This window comes from Pseudoxanthomonas sp. F37, from assembly GCF_022965755.1.
GTDB lineage: Bacteria > Pseudomonadota > Gammaproteobacteria > Xanthomonadales > Xanthomonadaceae > Pseudoxanthomonas_A.
Genome location: NZ_CP095187.1, coordinates 1,322,649 through 1,341,768 on the forward strand (window position 1 = coordinate 1,322,649; position 19,120 = coordinate 1,341,768).

Genomic DNA, 19,120 nt, shown 5'->3' on the forward strand with positions numbered 1-19,120 from the left:
CCACCCATGTGTTCCATCTTCGGCATCTTCGGGCTGCAGCCCGGCGACGACATCGCGGCCCTGCGAAGGCAGGCCCTGGAGCTGTCCCAGAAGCAGCGCCACCGCGGTCCCGACTGGAGCGGCGTGTACCACGACGGGGGCGCCATCCTGGTGCACGAGCGGCTGGCCATCGTCGACCCGGCCGGTGGTTCGCAGCCCTTGCGTTCGGCGGACGGCGACCTGGTGCTGGCCGTCAATGGCGAGATCTACAACCATCGCGAACTCAAGGCGGAACTGGCGCAGGACTACGCCTTCCAGACCGGTTCGGACTGCGAAGTCATCAACGCGCTGTACCGCGAAGACGCGCCGGCGTCGTTCCTCAACCGTCTCAATGGCATCTTCGCTTTCGCATTGTGGGACAAGGCGACAGGGCATGCATTGATCGCGCGCGATCCGATCGGCGTCTGCCCGCTGTACTGGGGCCACGACCGCGAGGGCCGCCTGTGCGTGGCCTCGGAGATGAAGGCGCTGGCGCCGATCTGCGCCGACGTGGCGCAGTTCCCCCCGGGCCACTATTACGACACCGCCACGCGCGCGCTGGTGAAGTACTACGAAAAGCCCTGGCGCGACTACGCGGCGGTCGAGGGCGTGCAGGTGCCGAAGGACGAACTGCGCGAAGCCTTCGAACGCGCGGTGCACCGGCAGCTGATGACCGACGTGCCCTACGGCGTGCTGCTCTCGGGCGGACTGGATTCCTCGCTGGTGGCGGCCGTGGCCGCGCGCTATGCGCGCCATCGCGTCGAGGACAACGACAGGACGGAGGCATGGTGGCCGCGGCTGCACTCCTTCGCCATCGGCCTGGAAGGCTCGCCCGACCTGGCCGCCGCCGAAGTCGCGGCGAAGGCGCTGGGCACGGTGCACCACGGGTTCACCTACACGTTCCAGGAGGGTCTGGATGCGATTCCCGAGGTGATCCGCCACATCGAAACCTACGATGTCACCACCATCCGCGCCTCCACGCCCATGTACCTGCTGGCGCGGCGAATCAAGGCGATGGGGGTGAAGATGGTGCTGTCGGGCGAGGGCAGCGACGAGATCTTCGGCGGCTACCTGTACTTCCACAAGGCGCCGAACGCGCGCGAATTCCATGAGGAACTCGTGCGCAAGCTGGACGCGCTGCACAACTACGACTGCCTGCGCGCCAACAAGTCGATGATGGCCTGGGGCGTGGAGCCGCGCGTGCCGTTCCTGGACGTGGAGTTCCTCGACGTGGCGATGAAGATGGATGCCGCGTACAAGATGGTCGACAAGACCCGCGATGGCGCGCGGCGGATGGAAAAGGGCGTGCTGCGCGAGGCCTTCGAAGGCTACCTGCCGGAGTCGATCCTGTGGCGGCAGAAGGAGCAGTTCAGCGATGGCGTGGGCTATGGCTGGATCGACGGCCTGAAGGCGCATGCCGAGGCGCAGGTCAGCGACCGCGAACTGGCGGCGGCCGACAAGCGTTTCCCGGTCAACCCGCCGCAAACCAAGGAAGCCTACTTCTACCGCACGCTGTTCGAGCAGCACTATCCCGGACAGGCCTGTGCGGAGACGGTGCCCGGCGGCAAGTCGATCGCCTGCTCGTCGCCGGCCGCCATCGCCTGGGATGCGAGCTTCGCCAAGATGGCCGATCCCTCGGGCCGCGCCGTTGCCGGCGTGCATGCATCGGCATTGTCCTGATCTTTCCATCTTTCGCCCACATCAACCCGCGCCGCGAAGCGGCGTCGGGTTGATTGAGGTGTCAGATGGCAGTGTTCACCAGTTGCTTGCCAAGACGAAGATGGTTTGGCGATAACCGTTTGATGCTGTCGAAGGCATCCTTGTAGGCTGAAACGTCCCATTGCCAAGCCTCCTGGATCCGATACTGAGAGTCGTAAAGCATCCAGATCAGATAGTCCCAGTCATAGTTTGTGGCCTTTGGGACCCAAGTGACCAGGCTGCCACGCTTACCGCTAGGACGATTACCTTTGACCTGGTAACGAGCGCCATCGAAGATGAAGTCATGGCCCTTTTGAACTGCGGTTGTTCCTTGCATGCCGCAGGAATAGGAGGCTGTAGAGCAGCCGACTAAGCGAGCCGCGTCATACTCGGACAGAACGGTTGTGATTTGGGGTGCATTTCCGAATGCTCGCTCCCAGGCCAGCGCTGCGCGCACCAACTGTTCACGCAAGCCTTCCATGGGGCTCGGTGGAGCCAATGGGGAGAGGGACGTCGTCATGGCCGCAGCGTGAGGGTATGGATCGCGTCGCCGGGCAGGAACGGTGTCGGCCTGCCATGCACCCAGTCGTCATGGCCGGCGCCCCAGAACGGCGACATCGGGTGGCCGCTCTGGCCACCGGGCATGTGGATGATGCCGTCGGCCTCGTGACCGGGCGATACCACCATGCGCTCGGACGCGCCGAAGGCCGGGCCCTGCACGCGGGGCATGGCGCCGTCGCCGGCGAGCGCTTCGCCCGGCATGCAGAGCCGGGGCTTCAGGAAGGCAGGCAGGGCGTCGGCCAGCGGGTGGCAGATCCTGGCCGTATTGCGCTCGCCCCAGCGGCGCTCGGCCAGCGGCCCCTGTGCGGCCAGGTCGTCGCGCACTTCCTTCGCCGCATCTTCCAGCAGCGCGTCCCAGCTCGGGTAGCGGCGCGAGAGCAGGTGGGCCGGGCGTTGTTCGAGCAGCGGCCACACCACGCCCTCCAGCTGCGGCAGGTCGGGCATGACGAAGTCCTCGCCCAGCGCCGCCTGCGCGGGTGCGGTCAGACCGTCGGCGATGCGCGCGTGCACGGCCAGGCGCCAGGCGCGCACCAGGCGGTAGCTGACCGAATCGATGTCCGCGGTGCCCTCCCACCTCTTGCCGGCGTCGGCGAGGGCTTTCATGGCGGAGTCCGCCGGCGCCCTCGTGGCCTCGGCCTGCAGCAGCGTCCACCAGCGTTCCAGGAACAGCGCGCGATCATCCAGCTGGATCGCCAGCAGGTCCTTTTCGGTGAAACGGTCCTTCGCCATCAGGCCATCGCGGATCTGCCTGGCGCGCGCGCCCAGCGCATAGCCGCCGTCGCCGACGCGCGCCAGCGCGTCGCCCTCGATCACGCGCGCGTTGGCGGTCCAGAGGCGGTGGTTTTCCGGCGACGTCAGCACGGGCGAGAGCTGATAGGACAGGTCCCAGGGCGTGCAGGAGGGCGCCGCGTCGTCGTGGGACGGCGTGGCCGCACTCCGGTCGAGCGCATGCGCGCACGCACCCGCGCGCGAAGGCAGCGGGCCGAGGATGCGCCACGCGATGCGGCCATTGCGGTCGGCCACGACCAGGTTCTGCGCCGGCGTGGCGGTGCGCTGGGCCACGGCGAGGGCGGCGGACAGGTCGCCGGCCCGCGCCAGGTCGGACAGACCGAAGTTCAGTGCGCCCGGCAATTGCGCGACCCAGCGCAGCGCCAGTGCAGGACGGTCCCCTTCCGCGGGATGGACGATCGGGCCATGCCGGGTATCCAGCACCTCGAACGGCACGTCTTCGCCACCGGCCACCTGGATGGTTTCGGCATGGCGGGTGACGGGCTCGCAGCCCGGGTGGGCGCCGCCTCCGCACGGGACCACCGGGTACCAGTCCGCCGTGTCCGCGTAGCTGTTGGTGAAGCCCCAGGCGACGCGTCCGTTGCTGCCGACAATGATCGCGGGCAAGCCCGGCAGGCTGAAACCGGAGACATCGACCTTGCCGCCCGGCGCATGCGGGTCGGGATAGCGCAGGCGCACGCGGAACCAGATGCCCGGCGCGCGCAGTCCCAGGTGCATGTCGTCGGCGACGATGGCGCGGCCATCGGCGGTCAGCGCACCGGCGATGGCCCAGTTGTTGCTGCCGGGCGTGCCCTTGTCGGCCAGGCGCTGGTGGGAATCGGTCCTGGGCATCGGCAGCGTACGCAGGTCGACCTGGCCGGCATCCGGCAGCACGGCGTTGCCGCGCGGTTCGCCGAACAGCGGCGCGTCCCATTCGGTCCCGTCGTGAGCGAGCAGCGCGTACAGGTCCTGCGGCACATGCCGGCGGATCTGCCACAGGCCCAGCTCGCGCACGTTCTGCGCATCCTGCAGGTCGAAATACATGGCGTAGCCGGTGAGCGCCGAGTCCAGCACTTCCCATGGGCGCGGTTCCTGCCGCAGCAACAGGTAGGGCCAAGGCCTGGTGCGCAGGTCGCCGAGACCGGCGTTGACGCCGTCGGCATAGGCCTGCAGCTGCGGCATGCGGCCGCCCGCGAACGCGTCCAGGTTGGCCGACACGCGCGCGCGGATACGGTGGACGCGGCGTTCCTTGTCCAGGCCCACGGCGATGGGGCCGAACAGCGCCGCCAGCTCGCCCGCCGAGCTGCGGCGCATCAGGTCCATCTCGAAATAGCGCTCCTGCGCGTGCACGTAGCCCAGTGCGCGGACGGCGTCGGATTCGCTGGCCGCATCGATGGTCACCACGCCCAGGGCATCGCGTTGCACGCTGACGGGTGCCGACAGCCCCGCCAGGCCCGACTCGCCCTCCAGCTGCGCCAGGCTTCCCCGCAGCATCCACCATGCGATCAGGAGCACCGATACGATCAGGGCCAACAGCAGCAGCGCGATGCGCCGGGTCCACTTCAGCATTGCGGGTCCTGAGGCTAGGGGCGGGCGGGGCGATTATTCCACGGAAGCGATGACGGTCCATGCCGCGGCGCGACGACGAACGCGACTGATTCCGATTCGGCCGCCAGCCGGCCGGATGGGGCATCCTGTGCGCCTCGCTACAGGAGCCGTACCCCCCATGAAAGGCCACCCGGACGTCGTCGACTACCTCAAGTTCCTGCTGCGCGGCGAGCTGGCCGCGCGCGACCAGTACTTCATCCATTCGCGCCGTTACGAGGACCAGGGCCTGAAGGCGCTGTTCCACCGCATCGACCACGAGATGCAGGAAGAGACCCAGCACGCCGACGCGCTGCTGCGCCGCATCCTGTTCCTGGAAGGCGACCCGGACATGCGCCCGGAAGCCTTCACGCCGGGCAGGACCGTCGAGGAGATGCTGCAGCGCGACCTGGAGGTCGAGTACGCGGTGCGCGCGCACCTGGCCAAGGGTGTGGCCCTGTGCGAGCAGCACGGCGACTACGTCAGCCGCGAGATCCTGCTGGCCCAGCTGAAGGACACCGAGGAAGACCACGCGCACTGGCTGGAACAGCAGCTGGGGCTGATCAGGCGCCTGGGCATCGAGCTGTACCTGACGTCCAAGCTCGACGGCGAACCGGCCGCCACGTAACCGCGGGTCTGGCGCTCGGCATCAGCCCCGTATTTCCTGGCCGTTGCGCAAGATGCCGCGCTGGCCGTAGGAGCGCCCCATGAGCGCGATGCTGTTGACGCCGGCAACGCAAGAGCATCGCGGGCATGGCCCGCTCCTACAGATGTCCCTTCGTCAGGTGGTACACGGCAGTGTCCAGCGCACTCAGGCCTTCCTCGCGGAAGCGCGGCTCCTGGTCGAGGATGTCGCGCCGTTCCAGCAGGCTGTGGCGCCACGGTGCCGCGAACAATGCGTCCACTTCCGCCTGTTCCACCGAGAAGGGCGGACCGGCCTTCTCGGCCTGCGGATACTCCAGCGTGATGAGCAGTCCCTGGCATCCGGCCGGGAGCGATGCATAGACCGTGTCGCGATAGCGCAGGCGCAGGTCCGGGGGCAGCGCGATCAGCGCCGCGCGGTCGTAGACCCCGGCCACCTCCGCGAGCAACGCCGGATCCAGCCCGAATGCATCGCCCAGGATGATCTCCACAGGACCGGCGCTGAAGTGCTCGCCGTAGCGGCTGGTCGTGCGCACGGGCGCCAGGCCTGCCTCATCGAAGAACTGCGTCACGGCCAGCGGCGACAGCTCCACGCCCAGCACCCGATGGCCCTGCGCGGCCAGCCAGTGCATGTCGAGCGATTTCCCGCACAGCGGTACCAGCACGCGGCTGCCCGCCGGCAGCTGCAGCGAGGGCCAGTGCTTTTCCAGCAGCGGCATCACGTCGCCGCGATGGAAGCCGATCTGCCCTTCCTGCCAGCGTTGCAACCAGAAATCGGCGTCCATTGTCGCGGTCCTCGTCGGTGTCCGTAGATCGAAACGTGCCTGGATGTTGCCGGGGTACTTTCACGACCGGGCCGGGCGACTGCACCCCCGGTCGACTTTCCGCAGCGCCCCCTGAAACCATGGTTGGCGGCGGTGGCGAGCGCGCCCATGCGGTGAACTACTGGACGTCCAGCCCGTCGACCTTCTGCCACCCCCGCGGCAACAACCCGCCCCGCGTCGCCCGCGCGCCGACATACTCGTCCAGGTCCTTGAACGACAGGCTCATCGTGCGCTGCCCGCTCTTCACCAGCAGCGTGCTGCCCGGCGCGACGGCGGCGATGGCGACCACGCGCTCGGTGCCCAGCTTGGCCTTCGGGATTTCGATCAGCTTGTTGCCCTTGCCCTTGTCCAGTTCGGGCAGTTCGCTGACCGGGAATGCCAGCAGGTGGCCCGCGCTGGTCACGGCGACGATGCGGTCGGTCCCGACGTTGGCCACCTGTGCGGGCTGCAGCACGCCCGCGCCCGGGGTCAGGTTGAGCATCGCCTTGCCCGCCTTCTGGCGTCCGGTGAGGTTTTCGAAGCGGGTGACGAAGCCATAGCCGTGCGAGGACGCCAGCACGAAGCGGCTGTCGTTGTCGCCGCTGGCCAGTGCCCGGAACGACGCGCCCGCCGCCGGCGAGAAGCGGCCGGTCAGCGGCTCGCCGTTGCCGCGCGCAGAGGGCAGCGTGTGCACGGCGGTGGAGTAGCTGCGGCCTTCCGAATCCAGGAAGGCCACCTGTTGCGTGCTGCGCGAGCGTACCGCCGCCAGCAGACTGTCGCCGTCGCGGTAGGACAGCGTGGCGGCATCCACGTCGTGGCCCTTGGCGGCGCGGATCCAGCCCTTCTCCGACAGCACCACCGTCATCGGCTCGCTGGCGACCAGTTCGGTTTCGTCCAGTGCCTGCGCGGCATCGCGCTGCACCAGCGGCGACAGGCGCGCGTCGCCGAATTTCTTCGCGTCCGCCGTCAGTTCGTCCTTGATCAGCTTCTTCAGCTTGGGCTTGGAGTCCAGGATGGCGGCGATCTTCTCGCGCTCGGCCTGCAGTTCGTCCTGCTCGCCGCGGATCTTCATTTCCTCCAGGCGGGCGAGCTGCTTCAGCTTGGTGTCCAGGATGTAGTCGGCCTGTTCCTCGCTCAGCGCGAAGCGCGCGATCAGCGCGGCCTTGGGTTCGTCCTCGGTGCGGATGATGCGGATGACTTCATCCAGGTTGAGGAACGCGACCAGCAGGCCTTCCAACAGGTGCAGGCGACGCTCGACCTTTTCCAGCCGGTGTTTGAGGCGGCGCGTCACCGTATCGCTGCGGAACGCCAGCCATTCGGTCAGCAGCATCTTCAGGTTCTTGACCTGCGGCCGGCCGTCCAGCCCGATGATGTTCAGGTTGACCCGGTAGCTCTTCTCCAGGTCGGTGGTGGCGAACAGGTGGCCCATCAGCTGCTCCGCGTCCACGCGGCTGGAGCGCGGGATCAGCACCACGCGCACCGGGTTGGCATGGTCGGATTCGTCGCGGATGTCTTCCAGCCAGGGCAGCTTCTTGGCCCGCATCTGCGCCGCGATCTGCTCGATCACCTTCGACGGCGACACCTGGTAGGGCAGGGCATCGATGACGATGTTGGCGTTGTCCTTGCGCCACACGGCGCGTGCGCGCACGCTGCCGGTGCCGTTCTCGTACAGGGTGCGCAGGTCGGACGCCGCGGTGATGATCTCCGCCCTGGTGGGGTAGTCCGGGCCGCGCACGTGTTCGCACAGGTCGGCCACGGTCGCGTCCGGGTCGTCGATCAGGCGGATGCAGGCGCTGACGATCTCGTTGAGGTTGTGCGGGGGTACGTCGGTGGCCATGCCGACGGCGATGCCGGTGGTGCCGTTGAGCAGCAGGTGCGGCAGGCGTGCCGGCAGCCAGGTGGGTTCCTCCAGCGTGCCGTCGAAGTTGGGCGTCCAGTCCACCGTGCCCTGGCCCAGTTCGCCCAGCAGCACCTCGGCGATGGGCGTGAGCTTGGACTCGGTGTAGCGCATGGCGGCGAACGACTTAGGATCGTCCGGCGAACCGAAGTTGCCCTGGCCCTCGATCAGCGGGTAGCGGTACGAGAACGGCTGCGCCATCAGCACCAGCGCTTCGTAGCAGGCGCTGTCGCCGTGCGGATGGTACTTGCCGATCACGTCGCCCACGGTGCGTGCGGACTTCTTCGGCTTGGCGCCGGCGTTCAGGCCCAGCTCGCTCATCGAATAGACGATGCGCCGCTGCACCGGCTTCAGCCCGTCGCCGATGAAGGGCAGGGCGCGGTCCAGCACCACGTACATCGAGTAGTCGAGGTAGGCGCGCTCGGCGTACTCGCGCAGCGGGATCTGCTCGAAGCCGTGGAAGGTGGGGCGGATCGTTTCGGTCATTGCGGGCGTGCGGTCTGCGGGTCGGAAAACCCGGCCATTCTACCCGCCGCCCCGTCTCAGCCGCCGATACCCGGCAGCAGCGGCCCGTCCAGCCACAGCCAGCGCGCCAGCCAGGCGGTGGTGAGGGCGATGGCCAGGGTGAGCGGTGCCCCCACGCGGAGGAAATCGCCGAAGGTGTAGCGGCCGGGATTGAGGATCAGCAGGTTGCCATGGTGGCCGATGGGGGTCAGGAACGAGGCCACCGCGCCCATCGCGGTGCACACCACGAACGGCACCGGATCCAGGCCCAGGCCCGTCGCCAGGGCCAGCGCGATGGGGGCCAGCAGCACCGTGGTGGCGGCGTCGGACAGGATCTGGGTCAGCAACGCCGCCGTGCCGAACATCACCAGCAGCAGCACCAGCGGCGACCAGTGCGCGGCGTGGTTCAGCAGCAGGTCCGCCACCAGCGCGGCGGTGCCGGTCTTCTCCATGGCGATGCCCAGCGGGATCACCCCGCCGATCATCACGAAGATGCGCACGTCGATTTCCTGGTAGGCGCGCTCGATGTCCACGCAGCGGGTCAGCACCATCGCCACCGCGCCGGCCAGGAAGGCGATGTGCGGCGCCAGCGTTTCGGTGGCCGCGGCGGCCACGGCGGCCGCCATGATCAGCAGCGCCACCGGCGCGCGCCGGCGCGGCTTCTCCCGGCCGCCGAACGGCATCAGCATCAGGAAGCCGTGGTGGGTCGCCAGCGGCTCCAGGTTCTGCTGCTGGCCCCACAGCACCAGCAGGTCGCCTTCCTGCAGCACGGTCTCGGACAGTTCGCCGTGCAGCCAGCCCTCGCGGCGCCACAGTCCCACCACCACCACGCCGAGATTGCGCAGGAAGTCGATGTCGGCCACGCTGCGGCCGACGAATTCGGAATGGGGCGCCACGACCGCCTGCACCAGTTGCTCGTCGCCCAGCGCTTCGGACGTGGGGCGTTCGCCGGGCGTGTCGCCGTACTTGGCCACGGCGTGCAGGGCCAGGCCTGGCTCGTCGCGGATGGAGGCGATCTCATCGGGCGAGGCGCGCACCAGCAGCACATCGCCGGCGGCCAGCGGGCTGTCGGGGTGCTGGTTGCGGCGACGCATGCCGTGGCGCAGCCAGTCGACCACCTGCAGGCGGTCCTTGAAGGCGCCGGAGAAGTCGCCGCGGGTCTTGCCGACCCAAGGCGAATCCGCTTCCACCAGCAGTTCGGTGTAGTAGCGGTCCAGCTTCAGGTAATCGCCCTGCGGTGTTTCCCCGTCGCGCTTGGGCACCAGCCAGCGCGCCAGCAGCATATACACCGTGCCCAGCAGCACCAGCGCGATGCCGATGGGGCTGATGGCGAAGATGTCCAGTGCGGGCAGGCCGGCGCGCTTGATCAGGTCGTTGGAGAGCAGGAACGCCGGCGCGCTGAACAGCGTCAGCGTGGTGCCCAGCGATGCGGCCAGCGACATGGGCATCAGCAGGCGCGACGCGGCCAGCTTCTGCTCGCGCGCGATGCGCATCAGGATGGGCAGCATCATCGCCGTGACCATCACGTGGTGCGAGAACGCCGCCAGCGCCGCCGTGGCCGGCATGACCACGGCGATGGTGCGCCACTCGCTGCCGCCCGCCGCCCGGCCGATGCCGGCGCCGATACGGTCGGTGATGCCGGTGGCCGACAGGCCGGCCGACAGCACGAACACCGCGGCCACGATGATGGCCGGCTCGCTGGCGAAGCCCGCCAGCGCCTCCTTCGGTCCCAGGATCCCGCTCAGGGTCAGTGCCAGCAGGGCCAGCAGCGCGACCAGGTCGATGCGCAGCTTCTCGCTGATGAACAGTCCCAGCGTGACCGCCAGGATGACCAGGAAGAGGATCTGTTGGAACTCCATGCGTGCCCCGGGGGAAAAGTGCCGCCTGACGGCCGGCCATCAGCCTACTTGGGTTTCCGGCATGCGCGTGTGAGGCGTCCGGCTGCCGGAAACGAAAAACCCCCGCTTGCGCGAGGGTCTTCGTGATGCGTGGTGCCCAGGAGAGGACTCGAACCTCCACGGTTTTACCCGCTAGTACCTGAAACTAGTGCGTCTACCAATTCCGCCACCTGGGCAGGTAAGCGAGGCGCGCATTTTGAGGACCGGGCGGGGGAATGTCAACGGGTGTTTTCGCATGGCGTTGTTCAGCCGGGGTGTACCATCGACGCATGACCAAGAAAAACACACGGAACGGCGGCAAGAGCGGCGCCGGCAAGGGAAGCACGACGCACACGAAGGGTGCCGGCCCGCGATCGGGCAAGCCCGCCAAGGCCGGCAAGAGCCTGCCCCCCTGGATGCCCGACCTCCCGGCGGGCGGTGGCGGGGCCAAGCCTGCGGCCCCGGCCACACGCCGCACCGCGCCCGCGCGCACGGCGGGACGGTTCGTCGATCCCCACGCGCAGCGCGAAGCGCGGCGCTACGAACAGCCCATCGCCAGCCGCGAGGCCATCCTGGGCTTCCTGGAAGCCGCGGAGGGGCCGCAGACGGCCGAGGAGATTGCCGGCCCGCTGGGCCTGGAGGCCCCCGACCGCTTCGAAGCCCTGTCCAAGCGCCTGGGCGCGATGGTCCGCGACGGGCAGCTGGTGCAGAACCGGCGCGGCGGTTTCGCACCGGTGCAGCACACCGCGCTGATCGCCGGCACGGTGATCGCCAACCCGGACGGCTTCGGTTTCCTGCGGCCCGACACCGGCGGGGGCGACGACCTGTTCCTGCCGCCCTACGAGATGCGCAAGGTCATGCACGGCGACCGTGCGCTGGCCAACGTCACCGGCATCGACCGGCGCGGCCGCCGCGAAGGCAGCATCGCGCGCGTGCTGGAGCGCGGGGTGACCCGGCTGATCGGCCGTTTCGGCTTCGAGGTGGGCATCGCCTACGTGGCCCCGGACGACAAGCGCATCCAGCGCAACGTGCAGATCCCGCAGGACGCCATCGGCGGCGCGCGCGACGGCCAGCTGGTGGTGGTCGAGCTGACCCAGGCGCCGGATGCGCGGCGCCCGCCCATCGGCAAGGTGATCGCGGTGCTGGGCGACAGCCTGACGCCGTCGCTGGTGGTGGAAGCCGCGATCCATGGACACAACCTGCCGCACGAATTCCCGCAGGAGGTGCTGGACGAGGCCACGGCGGTGCCGCTGGTGGTCGAGCCGGCGATGGTCGGCGACCGCGTCGACCTGCGGTCCACGGCGCTGGTCACCATCGATGGCGAGGACGCCAAGGACTTCGACGACGCGGTCTACTGCGAACCCACGCGCGATGGCTTCCGCCTGATCGTCGCCATCGCCGACGTGTCGCACTACGTCCGCCCGGGGACGCCGCTGGACGACGAGGCGCAGAAGCGCGCGACCTCGGTCTATTTCCCCGGCTATGTGGTGCCGATGCTGCCGGAGACGCTGTCCAACGGCATCTGCTCGCTGAATCCCAGGGTCGATCGCATGACCTTCGTCTGCGACATGCAGGTCAACCGCGACGGCGAGGTGACCGGCTCGAAGTTCTACGAAGCGGTGATGAACTCGCACGCGCGCCTGACCTATACCCAGGTGTGGAAGGCGGTGGGCGAGAACGACGAGGAAACCCGCGCACAGATCGCCCCGGTGCTGCCGCATGTCGAGCGCCTGTACCAGCTCTACCACGTGCTGGCGAAGGCGCGCACGCAACGCGGCGCCATCGAGTTCGAGAGTTCGGAGGTCCGCTTCGTGCTGGACAACCGCGGCGAGGTCACCCAGGCCGGCATGCTGGTGCGCAACGATGCGCACAAGCTGATCGAGGAGTGCATGATCGCCGCCAATGTGGAAGCGGCCCGTTTCCTGTTGAAGGCGTACATCCCAGCGCCGTACCGCATCCACGAGAAGCCGCCGGAGACCAAGTACATGGACCTGCTGGAATTCCTCAAGGAATTCAAGCTGTCGATGCCGTCGTGGGGCAAGGTGCAGCCGAAGGACTTCACCCACCTGCTCAAGAAAGTGCGCGAGCGGCCCGACGCGGCGCTGCTGGAGTCGGTGCTGCTGCGCAGCCAGAGCCTGGCGGTGTATTCGCCCGACAATGTCGGCCACTTCGGCCTGGCGCTGGAGGCGTATGCGCATTTCACTTCGCCGATCCGCCGGTATCCCGACCTGCTGGTGCACCGCGCGATCAAGCACGGGCTGACGAAGAAAAAGCCCGATGCCTTCCTGTACGCGCCGCGCGACATGGCCGCGCTGGCGCTGCAGTGCTCCGAGCGCGAGCGCCGCGCCGACGAGGCCGAGCGCGAAGTCGACGAGCGCTTCCGCGCGGCATGGATGGAGCAGCATGTCGGCGGCCAGTTCGACGGCGTGATCAGCGGCGTCACCAGCTTCGGCCTGTTCGTGGAACTGGACCAGTCCAAGGTCAACGGGCTGGTCCACGTGACCCAGCTGCCGCACGACTATTACCACTTCGACCCGCTCCGCAAGACGCTCTCGGGCGAGCGACGCGGCATGTCGTTCCGGCTGGGCGACCGGGTGCGCATCATCGTGCTGAAGGCCAGCCTGGAGGAACGCAAGATCGACTTCCGCCTGGTCGAGGACAAGCAGGACCAGGGCCTGCCGCCGCCGCCACCGCGTGGCCAGCCGGCCAAGCGGAAGAAGCGGAAGTACTGATCAACCACGCCGTCGTCCCAGCGCACGCTGGGACCCAGTTTGATCCTGCTTCTTGTCCCGATATCCAAGGCAACAGCAAGATCAAGATGGATCCCGGCGTACGCCGGGATGACGAACGGACTTGCCGACGGGTCGAGGGCACGCACGACCAGGGCCTGCCGCCGCTGCCGCCGCTGCCGCCGCCACCGCGTGGCCCGCCGGCCAGGCGGAAGAAGCGGAAGTACTGACCTACGCCGTCGTCCCAGCGCACGCTGGGACCCATTTTGATTTTGCTTCTTGTTCTGATATCCAAGGCAACAGCAGGATCAAGATGGATCCCGGCTTACGCCGGGATGACGAACGGACCTGCCGACGGGTCGAGGACGCGCAGGACCAGGGCCCGCCGCCGCCGCCGCATGGCCAGCCGGCCAAGCGGAAAAAGCGGAAGTACAGATCAACCACGCCGTCGTCCCAGCGCACGCTGGGACCCAGTTTGATGCTGCTTCTTGTCCCGATATCCAAGGCAACGGCAAGATCAAGATGGATCCCGGCATACGCCGGGATGACGAACGGGCCGGCCGACGGGTCGAGGACAAGCAGGACCAGGGTCTGCCGCCCCGCCGCCGCGTGGACAGCCGGCCAGGCGGAAGAAGCTGGAAAAGTGGAAGTACCGATCGACCACGCCGTCGTCCCAGCGTACGCTGGGACCCAGTTTGATCCTGCTTCTTGTCCTGATATCCAAGGCGACAGCAGGATCACGATGGATCCCGGCGTGCGCCGGGATGACGAACGGACTTGCCGCCTGGTGACGAACGGACTTTGCCGACGGCCGCAGTCCCTCACGGCCCCACAGCACGGCGTAGCCTCTTCCAGGATGATCTCCCCATGCCCACCCAGATCCACACCGGCGGATGCCAATGCGGCGCCATCCGCTTCCGTATCACCGGCGAGTTGAAGGACGCTTCCATCTGTCATTGCCGCATGTGCCAGAAAGCGTTCGGTGCCTACTACGCGCCGCTGGTATCGACGCGCGGGGCGCGGCTGGAATGGACACGCGGGGAGCCGAAGCGGTTCCGCTCGTCCAATGTGGTGCAGCGTGGCTTCTGCGGCGAATGCGGCACCCCGCTCACCTACGAAGCTCCGGATGGCGTGGCGGTGGCGGCGGGCGCGTTCGATGATCCCCACCCCCTGGCGCCGTGGGTGCAGTACGGCGTGGAAGGCAAGCTGCCCTACGTGGACGACCTGGCGGCACTGCCGCAGCGGCGCACCGAGGAGGACCAGGCCGCGGCCGCATTCCTTGCCGACGTGGTCTCTTTCCAGCATCCGGACCACGACACGCCGGCCTGGCCGCCGCGCTGAGCGGGCGGTCGATGCGATAATGCCGGCCTTCCCAACGCGGCCGCACAGCGCATGAGCAAGCAGAACCAGTGGATCGTCGGCGTCAACGCGGTGGCCTCGGCCATCGAGAACGACGCCGACAACGTGCGCGAGGTGCTGGTCGAGGGCGGCAGCAAGAACGCGCGCCTGACCGAGATAGAAGAAAACGCGCGCCGCAAGGGCATCGACGTGCGCCGCGTCACCGGGCAGGCGCTGGACGGCGTGGCCGGCTCGTTGCGCCACCAGGGCGTCGCCGCCCGCTATGCCGCCGCCAGGACCTGGGACGAGGGCGAACTGCAGGGCCTGGTGGAAGCCGCCGAGGGCAAGGCGCTGCTGCTGGTGCTGGACGGCGTGCAGGACCCGCACAACCTGGGCGCCTGCCTGCGCAGCGCCGCCGGTGCCGGCGTCACCGCGGTGGTCATCCCCAAGGACAAGTCGGTGGGCGTCAATGCCACCGTGCGCAAGACCTCGGCCGGTGCGGCCGACCGCATCCCGGTGGTGCAGGTCACCAACCTGTCGCGCTGCCTGCGCGACCTGCAACAGTTGGGCGTCTGGATCTACGGCCTGGCGGGTGAAGCCGAGGCGTCGCTTTATTCGCTCGACCTGCGCGGCAACGTCGCGCTGGTGCTGGGTGGCGAAGCCGACGGCCTGCGCCGGCTGACGCGCGAGCATTGCGATGGCCTGGTGAAGATCCCCATGCCCGGCGACATCGAGAGCCTCAACGTGTCGGTCGCCGCCGGCGTCACCCTGTTCGAAGCCGTCCGCCAACGCCAATAAGGGAATCCGCATGCCCGCAACGCCGCACCGTTTTCCGATCCGGCTGGCGGCGTTGCTGCTCGCCGTCGTTTCCGCCGGCACGTTCGCGCAGGACGCGCCCCGCGCGCGTGCTCGCGACCTGGGCGTGGCGCCGGGCATTTTCGCCACCGGCACCCACAACGCCATCACCGACGTGGCCGGCGTGCGCGTGGGGCAGGTGACGCTGGTGGAGGGCGACAGCGTGCGCACCGGCGTCACCGCCATCCTGCCGCATCCCGGCAATGCCTACCGCTCGCGCGTGCCTGCCGCGGTGCATGTCGGCAACGGCTTCGGCAAATTCATCGGCAGCACCCAGGTGAACGAACTGGGTGAACTGGAAACGCCCATCCTGCTGACCTGCACGCTGTGCGTGTGGAAGGCCGCCGACGCGATGGCGGCCTGGATGCTGGAGCGTCCGGACATGCAGCAGGTGCGTTCGCTCAACGTGGTGGTCGGCGAGACCAACGATGGCGGACTCAACGACATCCGCGCGCGCCCGGTCACGGCCGAGGCGGTGCGCCGTGCGCTGGATACGGCCAGTGCAGGGCCGGTGCAGGAGGGCAGCGTGGGCGCCGGCACCGGCACCGTGGCGTTCGGCTGGAAGGGCGGCATGGGCACTTCCTCGCGCAGGCTGCCCGCATCGCTGGGTGGATGGACCGTCGGCGTGCTGGTGCAGAGCAATTTCGGTGGCGTGCTGCAGGTGGCCGGTGCGCCGGTGGGGCGCGCGCTGGACCGCTACGCGTTCCAGCAGGCGGTCGCATTGCAGGCGCAGGGCCGGCGTGGCCTTGCCGACGACCGTGGCGACGGCTCGATCATCATCGTCATCGCCACCGATGCGCCGCTGGGCGACCGCAACCTGCGCCGCGTCGCCTCGCGCGCGATGATGGGTCTGGGGCGCACCGGCAGTTCGGCGTCCAACGGCAGCGGCGACTACGTGCTCGCGTTCTCCACCGCGGACTCGGTCCGTCGCGGGTTCGATGCGCCGAAGCTGGACACCTCGGAACTGGCCAACGAGCAGATGAGCGCGGTGTTCCAGGCCAGCGTGGAAGCCGTCGAGGAAGCGATCTACAACTCCATCTTCATGGCGACCACCGTCAGCGGCAACGGCCAGACGGTCGAAGCGATTCCGCTGGATCGCGTGCGCGATGTCCTGCGCCGGCACGGTATCGCACCGGCGAAGTAGTGCGCACCCCGCTCAGTGCACGACGTTGCGGACGAAGCGCAACGGCGTGTCGCCGTCGTTGCGGTAGGCGTAGTCGCAGTCGCTGGGAAATACGAAGAAGTCGCCGGCTGCGACGACGTGTTCGCGGCCCGGCAGTTCGATCACCAGGCTGCCTTCGATGACGAAGAACATCTCGTGCCAGCCGGCCGGGTCCGCCGCCGAGGTGTAGCGGTCGCCCGGCATCAGCGTCCAGGCCCACAGTTCCACGTCGTGCGCCGCAGGTGCGGTGGCGAGCAGCACGCCCTGCGACCCCCGCACGCGGCCGCTCCAGGCGAGTGCTTCGATACGGTCCAGGCCCGGCGCGCCCGGCGGCTTCACCAGATCGGCGAAGCTCACCCGCAAGGCCTCGGCGATCCGGTCCAGGGTGTTCAGGCTGACATTGGCGTCGCCGGATTCGATGCCGACCAGCATCCGCCGGCTGACGTCGGCCGCCTCGGCAAGGGCCTGCTGGCTGAGGCCAGCCCCTGTCCGCAACCGGCGGACATTCTCGGCGACGTGTTCCAGTACGCTCATGGGCAGGGGTTGCGCACTATATTGCTCACGGCTATGCTTCCAGTTGCGCAATATAGTGCGCAGTCCCCGTCCCCACAAGCGCACGCTCCCCCGCGTGCAGGCCCCCATGCATTCCCTATCCCGTCCGCAGGCCGCCTCGCCGTGGCAGCCCATCGCCCTGCTGCTGGTGGCGATGGTGTCCATCCAGTCCGGCGCCGCGCTGGCCAAGCATCTGTTTCCCGCCGTCGGCGCGACCGGCGCCACCGCCCTGCGCCTGAGCCTGGCGACCCTGTTGCTGGCAGCGGTATTCCGGCCCTGGCGCATGCGCGTGGGGCGCCACCAGTGGCCCGCGCTGCTGGCGTACGGCGTCTCGTTGGGCCTGATGAACCTGATGTTCTACAAGGCACTGGAAACGGTGCCGCTGGGCATCGCCATTGCGCTGGAGTTCACCGGTCCCTTGGCCGTGGCGCTGTTCGGCTCGCGCCACCTGCGCGACGTGGTCTGGGTCGCGCTGGCCGTGCTGGGGCTGGTGCTGCTGGTGCCCGAGCAGGGTGCGCAGGCCCTGGATCCCGCCGGTGCGGCCTATGCGCTGGGCGCGGGTGCGTGCTGGGCGTCGTACATCGTGTTCGGGCAGAAGGCCGGCAACGACCACGGCCCGCAGACCGTCGCCTTGGGCACCTGCATCGCCGCGGTGGTCGCGGTGCCGTTCGGTGTCGTGCATGCGGGCACCGCGCTGCTCTCGCCCGTGCTGCTGCCCATCGCCTTGGGCGTGGCGCTGCTGTCCACGGCGTTGCCCTACAGCCTGGAAATGGTGGCGTTGACGAAACTGCCCACGCGCACCTTCGGCATGCTGATGAGCCTGGAGCCGGCCATCGGCGCGTTGTGCGGCCTGCTGTTCCTGCACGAGCGCCTCACCGTGCTGCAGTGGCTGGCGATCGGCGCGATCATCGTCGCGTCGGCGGGCGCTGCGATGACGGCGCGCCCGCCGGTGGATTCGGCGGGCAGCGGCGAAGGCTAGGCGAGCAGGGCGCGATAGAGCGCCAGGTCTTCCTGGGAGTAGCAGCAGAAGACCACGCTCGACGGCAGCGTGGCCGCGGCCATGGCCGTACGCACGCTGTCCACCGCCACGCGCGGCCATGTCGGCGGGATAGCCGTAGATGCCGGTACTGATGCAGGGAAAGGCGAGGCTGAGTACGCCATGCCGCGCCGCCAGCGCCAGACTGTTGCGGTAGCAGGCGTCCAGCAGCGCAGGCTCGCCCGCTTCGCCGCCGCGCCAGACCGGCCCGACGGTGTGGATGACGTGGCGCGCGGGAAGCCGGTAACCGCGGGTGATCTTCGCTTCACCGGTGCGGCAGCCGCCCAGCAGGCGGCACTCGGCGACCAGATCCGGTCCTGCAGCGCGATGGATGGCGCCATCCACCCCGCCGCCGCCCAGCAGGGAACTGTTGGCGGCATTGACGATGGCATCGACCCGCAGCGTGACGATGTCGGCCTGGATCGCGGTCAGTGGCATGGCATCGCCTGGGTGAGGCTTCAGCCGAGCGGCCTGGGCCAGGCATTGGCGATGGTGCAGAACAGGCGCGCGGTCTGCTCGGCATCGTAGACGGCGGAGTGCGCGTCTTCGGCGTTCCAGTCGAACCCGGCGGCGGCGACGGCCCGCGCCAGTACGGTCTGGCCATAGGCCACGCCGGCCAGCGTCACCGTGTCGAACACGCTGAAGGGATGGAACGGATTGCGCTTGTGGCCGACCCGCGCCACCGCCGCATTGAGGAAGTTCAGGTCGAAGTGCGCGTTGTGGCCCACCAGGATCGCCCGCTGGCAGCCGTGCTTCTTCACCGCCGCGCGCACCGGTGCGAACACGTGGTCCAGCGCCTCTTTCTCGTGCTTGGCGAAGCGGAACGGATGGTCCAGGTCTATCCCGGTGACCTCCAGCGACTTGGGGTCGATCTCGGTGCCGGGCGCCGGGTGCAGGTGCACGCTGGAGGTGGCGCCCATCACCAGCAGGCCGTTCTCGTCCAGATCCAGCGGCACGGCGGCCAGTTCGAGCAGGGCATGGCGGTTCCAGTCGAAGCCGCCGGTCTCCACGTCCACCACGACGGGCAGGTAGCCGCGGAAGCGGCGGGCCATGGGGGTGGTGCGGACAGATTCGGCGGCGTTCTCCATGCGCGGAA

Annotated in this window: 14 protein-coding genes, 1 tRNA gene and 1 pseudogene; 7 read left to right on the plus strand and 9 right to left on the minus strand. The window is 68.7% G+C overall.

The genetic code is table 11. The annotated features are described in order from the left end of the window. Window positions 1–6 precede the first annotated feature (6 nt). A complete protein-coding gene (asnB, locus tag MUU77_RS06085; protein ID WP_245092774.1) occupies window positions 7–1,698 on the plus strand; it encodes an asparagine synthase B in 1,692 nt (563 codons plus the stop codon). 61 nt (window positions 1,699–1,759) lie between these two features. On the opposite strand, the gene MUU77_RS06090 is transcribed toward asnB, so the two are convergent. Further along, entirely contained in the window at window positions 1,760–2,236 is a 477-nt protein-coding gene (locus MUU77_RS06090) for a hypothetical protein (protein ID WP_245092776.1), read from the minus strand. Continuing rightward, complete coding sequence (locus tag MUU77_RS06095) at window positions 2,233–4,614, minus strand: penicillin acylase family protein (RefSeq protein WP_245092778.1); 2,382 nt, start codon at window positions 4,612–4,614, stop codon at window positions 2,233–2,235. The genes MUU77_RS06090 and MUU77_RS06095 overlap by 4 nt, the downstream gene beginning before the upstream one ends. 157 nt (window positions 4,615–4,771) lie before the next feature. Here MUU77_RS06095 and bfr point away from each other — a divergent pair, with 157 nt between their 5' ends. Next, a complete protein-coding gene (bfr, locus tag MUU77_RS06100) occupies window positions 4,772–5,257 on the plus strand; it encodes a bacterioferritin (RefSeq protein WP_245092781.1) in 486 nt (161 codons plus the stop codon). Between the two features lie 136 nt (window positions 5,258–5,393). Here bfr and MUU77_RS06105 read toward each other — a convergent pair whose 3' ends face one another. From MUU77_RS06105 to MUU77_RS06120, 4 genes are all read right to left on the minus strand, one after another. Then, entirely contained in the window at window positions 5,394–6,056 is a 663-nt protein-coding gene (locus tag MUU77_RS06105; protein ID WP_245092783.1) for a thiopurine S-methyltransferase, read from the minus strand. A gap of 157 nt (window positions 6,057–6,213) precedes the next feature. Beyond that, window positions 6,214–8,457 (minus strand): DNA topoisomerase IV subunit A, encoded by a 2,244-nt coding sequence (gene parC, locus MUU77_RS06110; RefSeq protein WP_245092785.1) that lies wholly within the window; start codon window positions 8,455–8,457, stop codon window positions 6,214–6,216. A 56-nt stretch (window positions 8,458–8,513) separates the two neighbouring features. Further along, window positions 8,514–10,334 carry an SLC13 family permease gene (locus MUU77_RS06115; protein ID WP_245092788.1) on the minus strand — a complete coding sequence of 607 codons (1,821 nt, stop codon included), beginning with the start codon at window positions 10,332–10,334 and terminating at the stop codon, window positions 8,514–8,516. A gap of 130 nt (window positions 10,335–10,464) precedes the next feature. Then, a tRNA-Leu gene (locus MUU77_RS06120) sits at window positions 10,465–10,549 on the minus strand. Window positions 10,550–10,768: 219 nt separating this feature from the next. On the opposite strand from MUU77_RS06120, the gene rnr reads away from it, so the two are divergent. The 4 genes from rnr (at window position 10,769) to MUU77_RS06140 (ending at window position 16,418) form a co-directional block, all read left to right on the plus strand. Beyond that, window positions 10,769–13,084 (plus strand): ribonuclease R, encoded by a 2,316-nt coding sequence (rnr, locus tag MUU77_RS06125; RefSeq protein WP_245094274.1) that lies wholly within the window; start codon window positions 10,769–10,771, stop codon window positions 13,082–13,084. Between the two features lie 864 nt (window positions 13,085–13,948). Next, the gene (locus MUU77_RS06130; RefSeq protein ID WP_245092790.1) at window positions 13,949–14,422 is read left to right on the plus strand and encodes a GFA family protein; all 474 of its coding nucleotides are present in this window, start codon (window positions 13,949–13,951) and stop codon (window positions 14,420–14,422) included. Window positions 14,423–14,473: 51 nt separating this feature from the next. Then, window positions 14,474–15,217 carry a 23S rRNA (guanosine(2251)-2'-O)-methyltransferase RlmB gene (gene rlmB / locus MUU77_RS06135; RefSeq protein ID WP_245092793.1) on the plus strand — a complete coding sequence of 248 codons (744 nt, stop codon included), beginning with the start codon at window positions 14,474–14,476 and terminating at the stop codon, window positions 15,215–15,217. A 10-nt stretch (window positions 15,218–15,227) separates the two neighbouring features. After that, a complete protein-coding gene (locus MUU77_RS06140; RefSeq protein ID WP_245092795.1) occupies window positions 15,228–16,418 on the plus strand; it encodes a P1 family peptidase in 1,191 nt (396 codons plus the stop codon). 12 nt (window positions 16,419–16,430) lie between these two features. Here MUU77_RS06140 and MUU77_RS06145 read toward each other — a convergent pair whose 3' ends face one another. Beyond that, entirely contained in the window at window positions 16,431–16,970 is a 540-nt protein-coding gene (locus MUU77_RS06145) for an XRE family transcriptional regulator (RefSeq protein WP_245092797.1), read from the minus strand. A 106-nt stretch (window positions 16,971–17,076) separates the two neighbouring features. On the opposite strand from MUU77_RS06145, the gene rhtA reads away from it, so the two are divergent. Continuing rightward, the gene (rhtA, locus tag MUU77_RS06150) at window positions 17,077–17,967 is read left to right on the plus strand and encodes a threonine/homoserine exporter RhtA (protein WP_245092800.1); all 891 of its coding nucleotides are present in this window, start codon (window positions 17,077–17,079) and stop codon (window positions 17,965–17,967) included. Window positions 17,968–18,075: 108 nt separating this feature from the next. On the opposite strand, the pseudogene MUU77_RS06155 reads toward rhtA, so the two are convergent. Next, window positions 18,076–18,462 (minus strand): annotated as a pseudogene (locus tag MUU77_RS06155) (O-acetyl-ADP-ribose deacetylase); the annotation flags it as partial. Between the two features lie 20 nt (window positions 18,463–18,482). After that, window positions 18,483–19,112: a ribonuclease T gene (rnt, locus tag MUU77_RS06160; protein ID WP_245092803.1), complete on the minus strand. Its 630-nt coding sequence runs from the start codon at window positions 19,110–19,112 to the stop codon at window positions 18,483–18,485. Between the last annotated feature and the right edge of the window lie 8 nt (window positions 19,113–19,120).